The organism is Pseudoalteromonas sp. MM1 (assembly GCF_030296835.1).
In the GTDB taxonomy this organism is placed as follows: Bacteria; Pseudomonadota; Gammaproteobacteria; order Enterobacterales; family Alteromonadaceae; genus Pseudoalteromonas.
Genome location: NZ_AP027922.1, coordinates 136203 through 150842 on the forward strand (window position 1 = coordinate 136203; position 14640 = coordinate 150842).

7 protein-coding genes and 3 rRNA genes are annotated in these 14640 nt (G+C 43.9%); 7 read left to right on the top strand and 3 right to left on the bottom strand.

Annotated elements, in window-relative coordinates; translation table 11 throughout:
- The first annotated feature begins 40 nt into the window (after positions 1 to 40).
- The 5 genes from gppA (at position 41) to QUE46_RS00675 (ending at position 8288) form a co-directional block, all read left to right on the top strand.
- A complete protein-coding gene (gene gppA, locus QUE46_RS00655; RefSeq protein ID WP_286245790.1) occupies positions 41 to 1534 on the top strand; it encodes a guanosine-5'-triphosphate,3'-diphosphate diphosphatase in 1494 nt (497 codons plus the stop codon).
- A gap of 530 nt (positions 1535 to 2064) precedes the next feature.
- Positions 2065 to 3598: ribosomal RNA gene (locus QUE46_RS00660) — 16S ribosomal RNA — on the top strand.
- Between the two features lie 303 nt (positions 3599 to 3901).
- Positions 3902 to 6786, top strand: a 23S ribosomal RNA gene (locus QUE46_RS00665).
- A 145-nt stretch (positions 6787 to 6931) separates the two neighbouring features.
- A 5S ribosomal RNA gene (gene rrf, locus QUE46_RS00670) occupies positions 6932 to 7046 on the top strand.
- Together the 16S, 23S and 5S rRNA genes form the textbook arrangement of a ribosomal RNA operon.
- 585 nt (positions 7047 to 7631) lie before the next feature.
- Positions 7632 to 8288 (top strand): NAD(P)H-dependent oxidoreductase, encoded by a 657-nt coding sequence (locus tag QUE46_RS00675; protein ID WP_286245791.1) that lies wholly within the window; start codon positions 7632 to 7634, stop codon positions 8286 to 8288.
- Between the two features lie 212 nt (positions 8289 to 8500).
- On the opposite strand, the gene QUE46_RS00680 is transcribed toward QUE46_RS00675, so the two are convergent.
- From QUE46_RS00680 to uvrD, 3 genes are read right to left on the bottom strand one after another with little or no spacing between them, the layout of a single operon-like run.
- Complete coding sequence (locus QUE46_RS00680; RefSeq protein WP_286245792.1) at positions 8501 to 9349, bottom strand: chemotaxis protein; 849 nt, start codon at positions 9347 to 9349, stop codon at positions 8501 to 8503.
- 58 nt (positions 9350 to 9407) lie between these two features.
- Positions 9408 to 11468 (bottom strand): GNAT family N-acetyltransferase, encoded by a 2061-nt coding sequence (locus QUE46_RS00685; RefSeq protein ID WP_286245793.1) that lies wholly within the window; start codon positions 11466 to 11468, stop codon positions 9408 to 9410.
- Positions 11446 to 13611 (bottom strand): DNA helicase II, encoded by a 2166-nt coding sequence (uvrD, locus tag QUE46_RS00690; RefSeq protein WP_286245794.1) that lies wholly within the window; start codon positions 13609 to 13611, stop codon positions 11446 to 11448. The genes QUE46_RS00685 and uvrD overlap by 23 nt, the downstream gene beginning before the upstream one ends.
- A gap of 302 nt (positions 13612 to 13913) precedes the next feature.
- Between uvrD and QUE46_RS00695 the strand changes: the two genes are divergently transcribed.
- On the top strand, positions 13914 to 14138 hold the full coding sequence (locus tag QUE46_RS00695) for a hypothetical protein (protein ID WP_004588664.1): 225 nt from the start codon (positions 13914 to 13916) through the stop codon (positions 14136 to 14138).
- A gap of 114 nt (positions 14139 to 14252) precedes the next feature.
- On the top strand, positions 14253 to 14621 hold the full coding sequence (locus QUE46_RS00700) for a YacL family protein (protein WP_286245795.1): 369 nt from the start codon (positions 14253 to 14255) through the stop codon (positions 14619 to 14621).
- Positions 14622 to 14640: the final 19 nt, after the last annotated feature.

Genomic DNA, 14640 nt, shown 5'->3' on the forward strand with positions numbered 1-14640 from the left:
ACCGTTACTGTACGTAGTAGTAACTAGAGGTTTTTGAACGGTGGGGCAATTTAAACCGCAAAAAAATGTGTATGCAGTCATTGATTTAGGCTCAAATAGCTTTCATATGCTAATTGCTAAATCAATTGCTGGCGGCTTACAAACTATAGGCCGCGTTAAACGCAAAGTAAGATTAGCCGCAGGGCTTGATAAAGATAACGTATTAAGCACTGAAGCAATGCAGCGAGGCTGGGAGTGCCTTGCACTTTTTGCTGAGCGCCTACAAGACATTCCAAAACAAAATATCACCATAGTAGCAACAGCCACATTACGTCTTGCGACGAATGCCGATGTTTTCAAAGCACAAGCCGAAAAAATCTTAGGCCACACGATTAATGTAATAAGCGGTGAGCTAGAAGCACGAACTATCTATAAGGGCGTAGCACACACTTCATCATGCACCGGCAAACAGCTAGTTATTGATATTGGTGGTGCAAGTACCGAAGTCGTCATAGGTAAGGGCTTTGAGGCATTGCACTATAAAAGCTTAAATATGGGGTGTGTTACTTATTTAGAACGCTATTTTAAAGATTGCCAATTAAGTGAAGCAAACTTTAATGCTGCCATCAAAGCTGCTCACGAAGTCATTGATGAAATTGCCCCTGAATATAAGCAAGCAGGTTGGCAAATTGCATCAGGTGCTTCTGGCACGGTGCAAGCCATTCAAGAAATAATGGTTGCGCAAAACTTAGATGAACTACTCACCCTAGAAAAGCTAAATAAAATAAAAGAGCAATCAATAACTTTTAGCACTATCGCTGCACTAGACTTACCTGGTTTGAGCGAAGAGCGCAGATTAGTTTTTGTATCTGGTCTTGCTATCTTAATTGCGTTATTTGAATCGCTTGAAATTGAGAAAATGGGATTAGCGGGCGGTGCGCTACGCGAAGGTGTGCTTTACAGTATGGTGCCAGAGCTGCATAACAATGATATTCGTAAGCGCACTATTAATGGGTTTATGGACCGTTACCATGTTGATCAAAAGCAAGCTAATCGGGTATCTAGCTTAGTTATTCAACTGGCAGAACAAGTCGGTGAAAGCTGGCCGCTTGTTAGTGAAAATGCGTTGCCGCTTTTAAAAGCCGCAGCACAACTACACGAAATTGGTTTATTAATAGAGTACAAGCAATATCACAAGCACACAGCCTACATCATAGAAAACACCGATATGCCAGGTTTCTCACAATCTGAACATAAAGTGATTGCAGCAGTTGCCAACGCACATCGCTCCGATATTCAAAAAGGCAGCTTCGACTTTCTAGGAGCACATAGTACGCTTACCCAATACTTAGTAAGGTTATTAAGAATTGCCGTAATATTATCGATGCGCCGACAAGATGACGTACTTCCTAAAATAGAGTTATCTGTAGAAAAAGACACCTTAGACTTAAAGTTTGCCAATAACTGGTTAAAAGAACACCCTCTTATGGCTAGTGAGCTACAACAAGAGTCTAAATTGCAAAGCAAACTCGGTTGGAAACTCATCGTAAACTAATATTAAAGGCCCGTAAGGGCCTTTTTAGTGTTTAAAGTAACCATTTTGCTTCAATTTCACGCGAACAGTCATTTATTTCAAGTTTTCTTCAAAAAAGGGTTGATCTGTTTTCGGATCTCCCTATAATGCGACCCCACTGAGACGGCAGGCAGCAACGCTTAGCGAGACAAGAGTTAATCAGTGAGTCGAGTAAAACTTAGTTTTAAAAACTTTCAAGTTTAACAAAATTAAGTGTTGACAAAAAAATAGGAAAGCGTAAGATGCGCAGCCCTAGCGAGATAAAGTTTAACACTTTAATCGCAACGTTCTTTAACAATATAAAGCAATCATCTGTGTGGGCACTCGTACAGATTGAGTTCTAACAGCCAAGCTACTTAGGTAGTGAGGCAAACAAATTTAGAGTCTCAATTAAAACTGAGTGACCAACAGCAATAACTACTCCGGTAGGAATTGCAACACAGTCAATTCAATATCGAAAGATATTAAATAAATTCAGAATTCATTGAGCTGTCGAAAGACAAAAAACTTTTTAATTGAAGAGTTTGATCATGGCTCAGATTGAACGCTGGCGGCAGGCCTAACACATGCAAGTCGAGCGGTAACATTTCTAGCTTGCTAGAAGATGACGAGCGGCGGACGGGTGAGTAATGCTTGGGAACATGCCTTGAGGTGGGGGACAACAGTTGGAAACGACTGCTAATACCGCATAATGTCTACGGACCAAAGGGGGCTTAGGCTCTCGCCTTTAGATTGGCCCAAGTGGGATTAGCTAGTTGGTGAGGTAATGGCTCACCAAGGCGACGATCCCTAGCTGGTTTGAGAGGATGATCAGCCACACTGGGACTGAGACACGGCCCAGACTCCTACGGGAGGCAGCAGTGGGGAATATTGCACAATGGGCGCAAGCCTGATGCAGCCATGCCGCGTGTGTGAAGAAGGCCTTCGGGTTGTAAAGCACTTTCAGTCAGGAGGAAAGGTTAGTAGTTAATACCTGCTAGCTGTGACGTTACTGACAGAAGAAGCACCGGCTAACTCCGTGCCAGCAGCCGCGGTAATACGGAGGGTGCGAGCGTTAATCGGAATTACTGGGCGTAAAGCGTACGCAGGCGGTTTGTTAAGCGAGATGTGAAAGCCCCGGGCTCAACCTGGGAACTGCATTTCGAACTGGCAAACTAGAGTGTGATAGAGGGTGGTAGAATTTCAGGTGTAGCGGTGAAATGCGTAGAGATCTGAAGGAATACCGATGGCGAAGGCAGCCACCTGGGTCAACACTGACGCTCATGTACGAAAGCGTGGGGAGCAAACAGGATTAGATACCCTGGTAGTCCACGCCGTAAACGATGTCTACTAGAAGCTCGGAACCTCGGTTCTGTTTTTCAAAGCTAACGCATTAAGTAGACCGCCTGGGGAGTACGGCCGCAAGGTTAAAACTCAAATGAATTGACGGGGGCCCGCACAAGCGGTGGAGCATGTGGTTTAATTCGATGCAACGCGAAGAACCTTACCTACACTTGACATACAGAGAACTTACCAGAGATGGTTTGGTGCCTTCGGGAACTCTGATACAGGTGCTGCATGGCTGTCGTCAGCTCGTGTTGTGAGATGTTGGGTTAAGTCCCGCAACGAGCGCAACCCCTATCCTTAGTTGCTAGCAGGTAATGCTGAGAACTCTAAGGAGACTGCCGGTGATAAACCGGAGGAAGGTGGGGACGACGTCAAGTCATCATGGCCCTTACGTGTAGGGCTACACACGTGCTACAATGGCGCATACAGAGTGCTGCGAACTCGCGAGAGTAAGCGAATCACTTAAAGTGCGTCGTAGTCCGGATTGGAGTCTGCAACTCGACTCCATGAAGTCGGAATCGCTAGTAATCGCGTATCAGAATGACGCGGTGAATACGTTCCCGGGCCTTGTACACACCGCCCGTCACACCATGGGAGTGGGTTGCTCCAGAAGTAGATAGTCTAACCCTCGGGAGGACGTTTACCACGGAGTGATTCATGACTGGGGTGAAGTCGTAACAAGGTAGCCCTAGGGGAACCTGGGGCTGGATCACCTCCTTATACGATTTAGAACTTATTTGTTCGTAGTGTCCACACAGATGATTGTTAGTTAGCTAAGCCACTGGCTTAACTAATTAATATGCTCTTTAAAAATTTGGAAAAGCTGATAATAAAATTCTGATAAATATTCGTATTTATCAAGAGTTTTCAAAAGTAAAAAATGCCATTAATTATTCAATAGAATGATTAATTGGTATCTACTTTAGTATTAAATATTAACTTCTGGCGAAGTTAAACTGTCATTAACGTATAACTGAATCTTACGATTTAGTATTGCGAAAGCAAGACCCGTTTGGGTTGTATGGTTAAGTGACTAAGCGTACACGGTGGATGCCTTGGCAGTTGGAGGCGATGAAGGACGTATTAACTTGCGATAAGCCTAGTCAAGCTAGTAAAAAGCGCTTGAGACTAGGATTTCCGAATGGGGAAACCCACCTGCTTGCAGGTATCGTTAACTGAATACATAGGTTAACGAGGCGAACGCGGAGAACTGAAACATCTAAGTACCCGTAGGAAAAGAAATCAACCGAGATTCCGATAGTAGCGGCGAGCGAAATCGGAACAGCCCTTAAGCTGATTATGTGTTAATGGAAGGCTCTGGAAAGTGCCACGATACAGGGTGATAGTCCCGTACATGAAAACGCATTTTGAGTGAAATCGAGTAGGTCGGAGCACGTGAAACTTTGACTGAATATAGGTGGACCATCATCTAAGGCTAAATACTCCCAACTGACCGATAGTGAACCAGTACCGTGAGGGAAAGGCGAAAAGAACCCCTGTGAGGGGAGTGAAATAGAACCTGAAACCGTGTACGTACAAGCAGTAGGAGCCCCTCGAGGGTGACTGCGTACCTTTTGTATAATGGGTCAGCGACTTATATTTTGTAGCGAGGTTAACCGTTTAGGGTAGCCGTAGGGAAACCGAGTCTTAACTGGGCGAATAGTTGCAAGGTATAGACCCGAAACCCGGTGATCTAGCCATGGGCAGGTTGAAGGTTGAGTAACATCAACTGGAGGACCGAACCCACTAACGTTGAAAAGTTAGGGGATGACCTGTGGCTAGGAGTGAAAGGCTAATCAAACCGGGAGATAGCTGGTTCTCCCCGAAATCTATTTAGGTAGAGCCTCGGACGAATACTTACGGGGGTAGAGCACTGTTAAGGCTAGGGGGTCATCCCGACTTACCAACCCTTTGCAAACTCCGAATACCGTAAAGTACTATCCGGGAGACACACGGCGGGTGCTAACGTCCGTCGTGAAGAGGGAAACAACCCAGACCGCCAGCTAAGGTCCCAAAGTCATAGTTAAGTGGGAAACGATGTGGAAAGGCCCAGACAGCCAGGAGGTTGGCTTAGAAGCAGCCATCCTTTAAAGAAAGCGTAATAGCTCACTGGTCGAGTCGGTCTGCGCGGAAGATGTAACGGGGCTAAACTATGCACCGAAGCTGCGGATTCATCTTAGGATGAGTGGTAGGGGAGCGTTCTGTAAGCCGTTGAAGGTGACCCGGGAGGGTTGCTGGAGGTATCAGAAGTGCGAATGCTGACATGAGTAACGATAATGCGGGTGAAAAACCCGCACGCCGGAAGACCAAGGGTTCCTATCCCATGTTAATCAGGGTAGGGTAAGTCGACCCCTAAGGCGAGGCCGAAAGGCGTAGTCGATGGGAAACGGATTAATATTTCCGTACTTGGTATAATTGCGATGGGGGGACGGAGAAGGCTAAGCAAGCATGGCGATGGTTGTCCATGTGAAAGTGAGTAGGCTAGCGACTTAGGTAAATCCGGGTTGCTGTTAGGCTGAGACACGAGACGAGTCACCAAGGTGATGAAGTTGCTGATGCCATACTTCCAGGAAAAGCCTCTAAGCTTCAGATTATACCGAATCGTACCCCAAACCGACACAGGTGGTCAGGTAGAGAATACTAAGGCGCTTGAGAGAACTCGGGTGAAGGAACTAGGCAAAATCGTACCGTAACTTCGGGAGAAGGTACGCTCCTATCTGTGATGAGACTTGCTCTCTAAGCGGACGGGAGCCGCAGTGACCAGGTGGCTGGGACTGTTTATTAAAAACACAGCACTGTGCAAAATCGCAAGATGACGTATACGGTGTGACACCTGCCCGGTGCCGGAAGGTTAATTGATGGGGTTAGTTTTCGGACGAAGCTCTTGATCGAAGCCCCGGTAAACGGCGGCCGTAACTATAACGGTCCTAAGGTAGCGAAATTCCTTGTCGGGTAAGTTCCGACCTGCACGAATGGTGTAACCATGGCCACGCTGTCTCCACCCGAGACTCAGTGAAATTGAAATCGCAGTGAAGATGCTGTGTACCCGCGGCTAGACGGAAAGACCCCGTGAACCTTTACTACAGCTTGGCACTGAACATTGAACCTACATGTGTAGGATAGGTGGGAGACTTAGAAGCAGAGACGCTAGTTTTTGTGGAGTCGTCCTTGAAATACCACCCTTGTAGTTTTGATGTTCTAACGTTGGCCCCTGAATCGGGGTTACGGACAGTGCCTGGTGGGTAGTTTGACTGGGGCGGTCTCCTCCCAAAGAGTAACGGAGGAGCACGAAGGTTGGCTAAGTACGGTCGGACATCGTACGGTTAGTGTAATGGTAGAAGCCAGCTTAACTGCGAGACAGACACGTCGAGCAGGTACGAAAGTAGGTCATAGTGATCCGGTGGTTCTGAATGGAAGGGCCATCGCTCAACGGATAAAAGGTACTCCGGGGATAACAGGCTGATACCGCCCAAGAGTTCATATCGACGGCGGTGTTTGGCACCTCGATGTCGGCTCATCACATCCTGGGGCTGAAGTCGGTCCCAAGGGTATGGCTGTTCGCCATTTAAAGTGGTACGCGAGCTGGGTTTAGAACGTCGTGAGACAGTTCGGTCCCTATCTGCCGTGGGCGTTTGAGAATTGAGAGGGGTTGCTCCTAGTACGAGAGGACCGGAGTGAACGAACCGCTGGTGTTCGGGTTGTCATGCCAATGGCATTGCCCGGTAGCTACGTTCGGAACTGATAAGCGCTGAAAGCATCTAAGCGCGAAGCAGGCCTCGAGATGATTTCTCACTAGACTTTTAAAGTCTCTGAAGGGCCGTTGAAGACTACAACGTTGATAGGCAGGATGTGGAAGTGGTGTGAGCCATTAAGCTAACCTGTACTAATTACCCGTGAGGCTTAACCATACAACGCCAAACGCGTTTTATGCGACAGTTTAGACAGAAGTTAATATAACTAAAGTAGATATTACTTAGAAAGACTTAAAAAATATTATCAGATATTTTCCAAATTCAGTTAGTGCGCAGAAATACGTATTAACGCCCAAATTTGCTTGGTAACCATAGCGTTTTGGACCCACCTGACCCCATGCCGAACTCAGTAGTGAAACGAAACAGCGCCGATGATAGTGTAGCATTTGCTATGTGAAAGTAGGACATTGCCAGGCTCCAAATAAAAGAAAGCCGCTTCAGAGATGAAGCGGTTTTTTTGCTGTCTGGGGTTTAGTAAACGCCAAGATCCCATGCCGAACTCAGTAGTGAAACAAAACAGCTCGAAGGCGAGCCCCGGCCAACGATAGTATCCCATTTGCTATGTGAAAGTAGGACATTGCCAGGCTCCAAATAAAAGAAAGCCGCTTCAGAAGTGAAGCGGCTTTTTTGCGTCTGTAAGAAAGTGAAAATATTAGCTATCAGCCGTCAGTTATCAGCTGCACAGCGTCAACCTGTACTTCGTAGCGTGGGTTGAGTGTCACGAAACCCGCGGATAAGGCTCGGCGCACATCTTTGTATGGTAAATATAGTCCTCTTATCTCACGAGCAGGATTACCCGCAATAACTTTATTTGTCTCTACATTTTTAGTAACGACAGATCCCGCAACAATAACACCGCTATTCCAAATGGATGTGGGCTTGAGCTATTATCAAATTTTTTTAGAAAGTCTTTTAAGTATTTTGCTAATTATCAATTGATAGCAAACCCTATAAACTTGCCCCATCTTGTATTTACATACCTTACCAAAGGGGAGAAGAGCATGTCTCATCAAATTATTAAAGACTTACATAACCGTTACACGGCTAAAAAATACGATACGAGCAAACGTATTTCTTCGGCGGATCTTGATGTAATTAAAGAAGCTATTCGCTTGTCTGCTTCTTCAATCAACTCTCAACCTTGGAAGTTTGTATTGGTAGAAAGTGACGAAGCTAAGCAGCGTTTGCACGATACATTTGCTAACAAGCACCAGTTTAATCAATTACATGCAAAAGAAGCATCTCATACACTTTTACTTGCATATGATCCTAAGTTTACTAAGGATAAATTTTCTAAACGTGTAGATGTTGAGGTTAGCTCTGGTCATTTGCCTTCAGAATTACGTGAGAGTTTTATGGGGGCCTATGCTTTTGCTGAAATGAATACGGATGAAAATGGCTACAATGGCAGCTGGACTAAAGCACAAGTTTACCTAGCACTGGGTAACATAATGCATACACTGGCGCGTTTAAATATTGCATCTACGCCGATGGAAGGTGTTGACCCAGAGTTAATCGGTGAGAAGTTTAGCGAAGAGCTTGATGGTCATATTTGTGAAGTGGCACTTGCAATGGGTTACCCAGTTGAAGAAGAAGATTGGAACTTTGGCAAACCTAAAGCGCGTTTACCAGTTGAAGATATTATAGCTACTGTATAATACCAATCCGCGATAATACTTAATCATTTTGAGGGGCTAAACGTGTCGCTATCTTCGTTAAAAAATTCTTATTTAGAACAACTAAATAGCGAATTTTTTGTCTAGCTATCAACACATTTTTCCATCCTCAAAATAGATCACTTAATTATGCGAATTGGTATAACGTGTTGCTAGAAGTTAATTAGCCGAGAACCTTCTCGGCTTTTTTATTTTTAGAATAAACCATACGCTTGTGTTTCTTCGTCTTCCTGTTGTGCTAAGTGATCAGGTCTAAATATTGCGCTAGGATCTATTAAAACACTGTGTTTTTCGGCTAACTTTATTAGCCCTCGCATCATGCCTTTGGTTTGCGGGTCTATATCAAAGCCTACTTCGGTTAGTTTATCGAGTGGCTTAATGTCTTCTTTTTTATAATCTATGTTGTCCTCTACTTTATCTACTAGTAATCCGATATGCGGGTTGAACCCATCTTTAGTAGTAAAAACAATAATAGGTTTATAATCGAGTGTTATTTGCTCTTTTGCCGCATCAAATAACCGTTGTAATTGCATAAAGCTGTTGCGCTTTATACTCGCTAAATATTTACTGGCTCGTTTATAGTCTTGCTCGTTATGTGCACTAACTGCGTGATCTGTTGCTGTAACTAGCGCTTGAAAAGGCTCATCAAGTTTTTCTATGATAGTTTTTAAGTCACTGTTGTCGGTTTTAAACTCTTTATAAAATACGGCGATGTTGTGTAGCTGAGTTTTATCGTTTGTTATTACGTGGCTCTGTTGCGCGAGGTTTTTTTCAAATTGGCTAAACCAATCATTAAGCGAGGCTTGCCAGGTTCTTAGCTCATTGAGTGCTTTTTTATTTCTCTGCTCTGTAGAACTACCATTTAAAATAATACCTAGGTCGAACACCGGCGTGGGTGTCTCCATGTAGTCTTTTACACCAATAAAGCTCTTATTATTATTTGGCAATGTAGTGAGGTTATTATCAAATCGCTCGGTGAGTAAAATATCGAGAATTTTAAGTGAAATGGTTTTACAGCCCACTTGAAAGTTTATGAATTCCATACCTTTATCTTTAATTGCCTTGTAATGCTTTAAGGATAGAACAAAATAGATAAATAGCTTAAAGGTTGTGTAGTTTTTTAATTAGTGATTTAACTGCGAGTTTAAATTGCTGCTCTAATGCTTTTTTTCCACTTAAGCGATGTTGCTTGATTAGCTGCTCGTTACTGTGGTTTTGTAATACCATTTGTATCAGCAAGTGGCGATCTTCACTTTTAGTTGCCATTAGGCAGGACGGTGAGTGGTTAAATAAATACCATAGTTTTGGCGCGGTATTAAAGCGATTTATTGTACTAATTGTAGTGTTTATAAGTGGGTTGGGCACGCTAGATTCATCGATAAATTTACTTATTAGCTCACTGACTAACTCACTGTCGAGTTGGCTAAAGTGCGTTAATAAACCATAAAACAAATCACTTTTAAATTGCTGAGCTAAGGTATGTAAGCCCTGCGTGGATGTGCTTAATGCTTTAACAACAAGGGCTGAGTGCTCACCGGTGCTTTTATCTCGCTGATAACCTAGCTTTACAGTACTAAAGCCCTGAGATTGCCAAAAATGTAAAAGCCCAGCGGTAGCCCCAAAACTTGCACCTATATAACTACAGGTGGGTGTTAGCTGATGCTGGCAATGCGCTAGCAATGCTTTACCTACGCCTTGTTGGTGCAGATTAGGTGCAACAGCTATACGAATAACGCGTGCGCTTTGTTTTGTTAAATAGCTTGGCTGTGCGCTTAATTGCGCGAGCGATTGCGCCATTAAATGCCCTTGTGGGCGCCGCTCACCACTGATTACTTGCTTAGCTAGCTCTGCATCCATACCGCCTTCAATTGCTATTAAACACACACCCACAACGTGCATGTTGCATATGCTAATAAACAGCCTTTGCGCTGGGGCATCAAGTAATTGGCGTAAATCGTTAACACTGCTTTGGTAATGGGCAAGTGCTAGCAGTGCAACTATTTGCTGCAGTAAAGGCTCATTGTCAACGAGTTGCTGTTGGGAGACCTCAACATGCTCAATGCTATTTAAAGCGGGCGGGTATTCGTTATATTGTGCATCTAAAGCAAAGAGTGTGCGTACATGCTGCTCAAGAGGGTCGCCCTTGGCAAAACGTAAAGGCTCTTCTAAGTTTACAATTTTTGCCGCTTTGTAATTTGCTTTAATATGTTGAGTAAAGCGAATGGTATAGCCTCGGCCATTACCCTCATAACCTACCAAGGTGCTTGCAAAGACTATACGCGGGTAGTGCTTTAGCATGGCCAATAATAGAGGAACAGGGATTGCGGCGGCTTCATCGACCAGTAATAAATCACATTGCGGCAACTGATTAAGCAGTGCATCGGGCGCCATGTACTGTAAATTAGCTAAATGTTTTTGCTGAGCCTTGTATTCAACCTGCAAGGTTTTAGCTAAATGCTTAAAACAGCTATGGGTGGCTCTAAATTGTGTTGCGCATACAATGATTTTTTTATCATGTAATGCTGCGGCTGCAAGACCTAGTGCTGCTGATTTTCCTCGCCCTCTGTCGGCATTAATAATTAAAGGCCTGTTCGCACGCCCTGTGGCTACCTTAATTATTTGCTCAACGCATTGCTGCTGCGCCTGATACTCAATTTTATTTGTTACACTGCTTTTGAGCGGCGGCTGTTTAAAGTCAGTGTGTTCATCAAAGTGTATGGCAGGTAGCGTTTGTAAAAGGCGAGAAAAACGTAAATTAAAATAGCTTTGCTGATTACTACACCCATAAGACTGCACGCTTTGCAGCGCAGGGTCTTGCCATGAGGCTAAACGTTGTAAATCAGGCAGTAATAAAAATAAAAGCCCGCCGGCTTTTACGGTGCCGGCTAATGCGGCGAGTTTATCGGGGTAAATGCCACTAAAACCATCATACAGGGCATGAGGAAACTCTTGCCCAAGTAGTTGATGAGTATGCTCAGGCCAACTTGCATTGGCAAGGCTGCTTGAAAGTAGTTTTACATCATCCGAACGTGTTAACGCGTTTAATAGCTCATAGCACCAAGTGGGTTGGCCTGTGATAAGCACTAACTGACGATGCTTTGCGTCAGTTAGTTGCTGAGTTAATTGCTCAACACAGTGCTTATACAGCTTGAAGTCGTGCATATGCGGTTACTAACCATTTGCTGCCAAGGTCGTCAAAGTTTACTTGCACACGCGATTGTGCGCCGCTGCCTTCGTAATTAAGCACGGTGCCTATACCAAATTTAGCGTGTAGTACACGTTGGCCTAAGTTAAAACCACTTTCTTCGAATACAGCATGGCTTACTGAGGCACTAAAACGCCCCGCAGCAGGCGGGCGTGATACCTGGGTTTTAATGCGAATTTCTTCTATGCAATCTTCAGGTATTTCGCGTAAAAACCGCGATGGGCTGTGGTACTTTTCTTGTCCGTATAAACGGCGGCTTTCGGCATGGCTTATGTAAAGTTTGTCCATGGCACGGGTCATACCCACATAACAAAGGCGGCGTTCTTCCTCTAAGCGCCCCGATTCTTCATTACTTTGCTGTGATGGGAACATGCCTTCTTCAACGCCCACCATAAACACAAGCGGAAACTCTAAGCCCTTAGCTGAGTGAAGAGTCATCATTTGTACTGCGTCTTCATGCTCATCGGCTTGGCCTTCGCCTGACTCAAGTGAGGTGTAGGCTAAAAAGCCTTGCAGTGGTGAGCTAAACTCTTCTTCTTCGGGGAGCTCGTACTGATCGCAGGCACTGATAAGCTCTTCTAAGTTTTCTACGCGAGCGCGGCCTTTTTCGCCTTTTTCAGCTTGATACATGGCCATTAAACCAGAGGTTTGAATAGTGTATTTGGCTTGCTCTTGCAGTGTAAGGTCGCTAATTTTATCTTCTATGTGCTCTACCAATTCTACAAACTTTGTTACAGCGCTTGCCGCACGGCCAGATAAGTGTTGTTGTTCAACAATTGCTTTGGCTGCGTACCAAAGAGGCAGCGACTCAGCACGCGCACAGTCGCGTATATGGCTAAGTGTTTTATCACCAATACCACGCGCAGGGGTGTTAATAACACGCTCAAATGCAGCGTCGTCTTGGCGATTACCTACTAAGCGTAAGTACGAGAGCGCGTCTTTAATTTCTTGGCGCTCGAAGAATCGCATACCACCGTAAATGCGGTATTTTAAGCCTTCTTGTAGCATTGCTTCCTCAAGTACACGAGATTGCGCGTTACTACGGTATAAAATAGCGGCGTCTTGCAACGCATTGCCGGCATTTAACCAGCTGCGTAGCTTACTGCTTACAAAGCGGGCTTCGTCTAACTCGTTAAAGGCGGCATAAATTGATATAGGCTCGCCTTCGTTACCATCGGTCCATAAGCTTTTACCCATGCGCTCTGAGTTGTTTTTAATTAGCGCATTAGATGCTTTTAGAATGGTTGCGGTTGAGCGGTAGTTTTGCTCAAGACGAATAGTTTCGGCGTCAAAGTCAGTTAAAAAGCGTTTAATGTTTTCTATTTTAGCGCCGCGCCAACCGTAAATACTTTGGTCATCGTCGCCTACAATCATAATGCTTTGTGTATCACCAGCAAGTAGCTTTAACCATGCGTATTGAATGGTATTGGTATCTTGGAACTCGTCTACCAGCATGTGGGCAAAGCGCTGCTGGTAATGGCGAAGTAGCGTAGGGTTATTTTTAAGAACTTCGTAGCTACGTAACAGTATTTCTGCAAAATCAACTAAACCTGCACGGTCACACGCCTCTTGATAGGCGGCATATACACGCAGCATCATTTGCTCATTTATATCGTAGGCTTGAATATCTTTAGGGCGCAGGGCTTCATCTTTTTTAGCGCTGATGTACCAGCCAAATTGCTTGGCGGGCCACTTTTTATCATCAATATTCATTGATTTTAATAAGCGCTTGATCATTCTTAGCTGATCGTCAGAGTCTAAAATTTGAAAGGCTTCTGGCAGGTTTGCTTCACGGTGATGAGCGCGCAAAATACGGTGTGATAAACCATGGAATGTACCAATCCACATGCCTCCCACGGGAGCTTTTAGAGTTTCTTCAACACGAGTGCGCATTTCTTTAGCAGCTTTATTAGTAAAGGTAACCGCAAAAATACTATAAGCAGAGGCTTGCTCAACCTGCATTAACCACGCGATACGATGAACTAAAACACGTGTTTTACCCGAACCAGCACCTGCTAATACCAGCATGTTTTGTAGTGGGGCTGCAACGGCATCGCGTTGTTTGTCATTTAAGCCATCGAGTAATTCAGAAACGTCCATCGTTACGCCTTTTCAATCAATAATGAGGGCAGTATAACAGGTGTTTTTGTTAGGCTAAATAAAATACTGTTTTTATGAACAGCTATTATAAAATTGCCTCTAAAACCAATCAGCTGGCTAGTTTATAAGTGACTAAAATTAATAATAAAAATAATCAAATTGACCTATATTTAGTAAAAAATACTAAAACAGTTATTTAGTACTAATTTAACTAACTGATTTTTAAGCTTTAATAAATTGGCATAAAGTGTGATAGTAAGTAAATAACTAAAATTTAAAATTAATTAACTACAGAGGTGAGTATGGCTGATCAAGGTTCTGGCGGTAATGTAATTGCTGCATTGTGTAATATATTTTTTCCTGGTTTAGGGCAATTAGTACAAGGGCGAATTTTAGCCGCTATCTTTTTTGCGCTAGCTATTATAATTAGTTACGCACTTATTTATGTATTGGTAGGCTTTGTACTTGTGCCTATTATTTACTTATGGTCGATTATAGATGCTGCACGTTTTAGATCGCGAAGTTAGCCTCTATGTTGCCTACTTAAATAGCGCCAATGGGCGCTATTTTGCGTTTTAGGGGCACAGTTTAACGTTATTTATGGGTATAATTAGTGCATTAGCGTTTTAAAAGTAAAAATTATGGAATATCAATTTATACGTGACCCTATTAGCGGGCTGCGCATTAAAATAAGCAGCGAGCATGCCCTAATTGGCCGCTGGCTAAACGAAGAAATTGGCAAAGAAAAAGTCGCGATGGTACAAGCACTTATTAGCTCGGTAAAAACAAGCTACGAGCCAATAACGTTAAAAGGCCAAGAGATAGACTTAATACTCTCTAAAGACGAAGCCTTATTTGAAGCGCATGCTCTACACCAAGACAGCGAAGATTTAGTCGCCTATCAAGATGATGACTTAATGCTTGAAGAAAATGGCCTAGTGAGTGGTTGTGGGTTTGAAGATTTTATAGATTTAATAGAGTCGTGGGCTGACTTTAGTGGCTCGCGTTAAACGTTTAAAAGGCCAACCT

Bases quoted from the DNA above. Each gene is read 5' to 3' on its own strand.
- uvrD (WP_286245794.1), bottom strand. From the start codon at position 13,611: ATGGACGTTTCTGAATTACTCGATGGCTTAAATGACAAACAACGCGAT.
- QUE46_RS00680 (WP_286245792.1), bottom strand. From the start codon at position 9,349: ATGGAATTCATAAACTTTCAAGTGGGCTGTAAAACCATTTCACTTAAA.
- QUE46_RS00695 (WP_004588664.1), top strand. From the start codon at position 13,914: ATGGCTGATCAAGGTTCTGGCGGTAATGTAATTGCTGCATTGTGTAAT.
- QUE46_RS00700 (WP_286245795.1), top strand. From the start codon at position 14,253: ATGGAATATCAATTTATACGTGACCCTATTAGCGGGCTGCGCATTAAA.
- QUE46_RS00685 (WP_286245793.1), bottom strand. From the start codon at position 11,468: ATGCACGACTTCAAGCTGTATAAGCACTGTGTTGAGCAATTAACTCAG.
- QUE46_RS00675 (WP_286245791.1), top strand. From the start codon at position 7,632: ATGTCTCATCAAATTATTAAAGACTTACATAACCGTTACACGGCTAAA.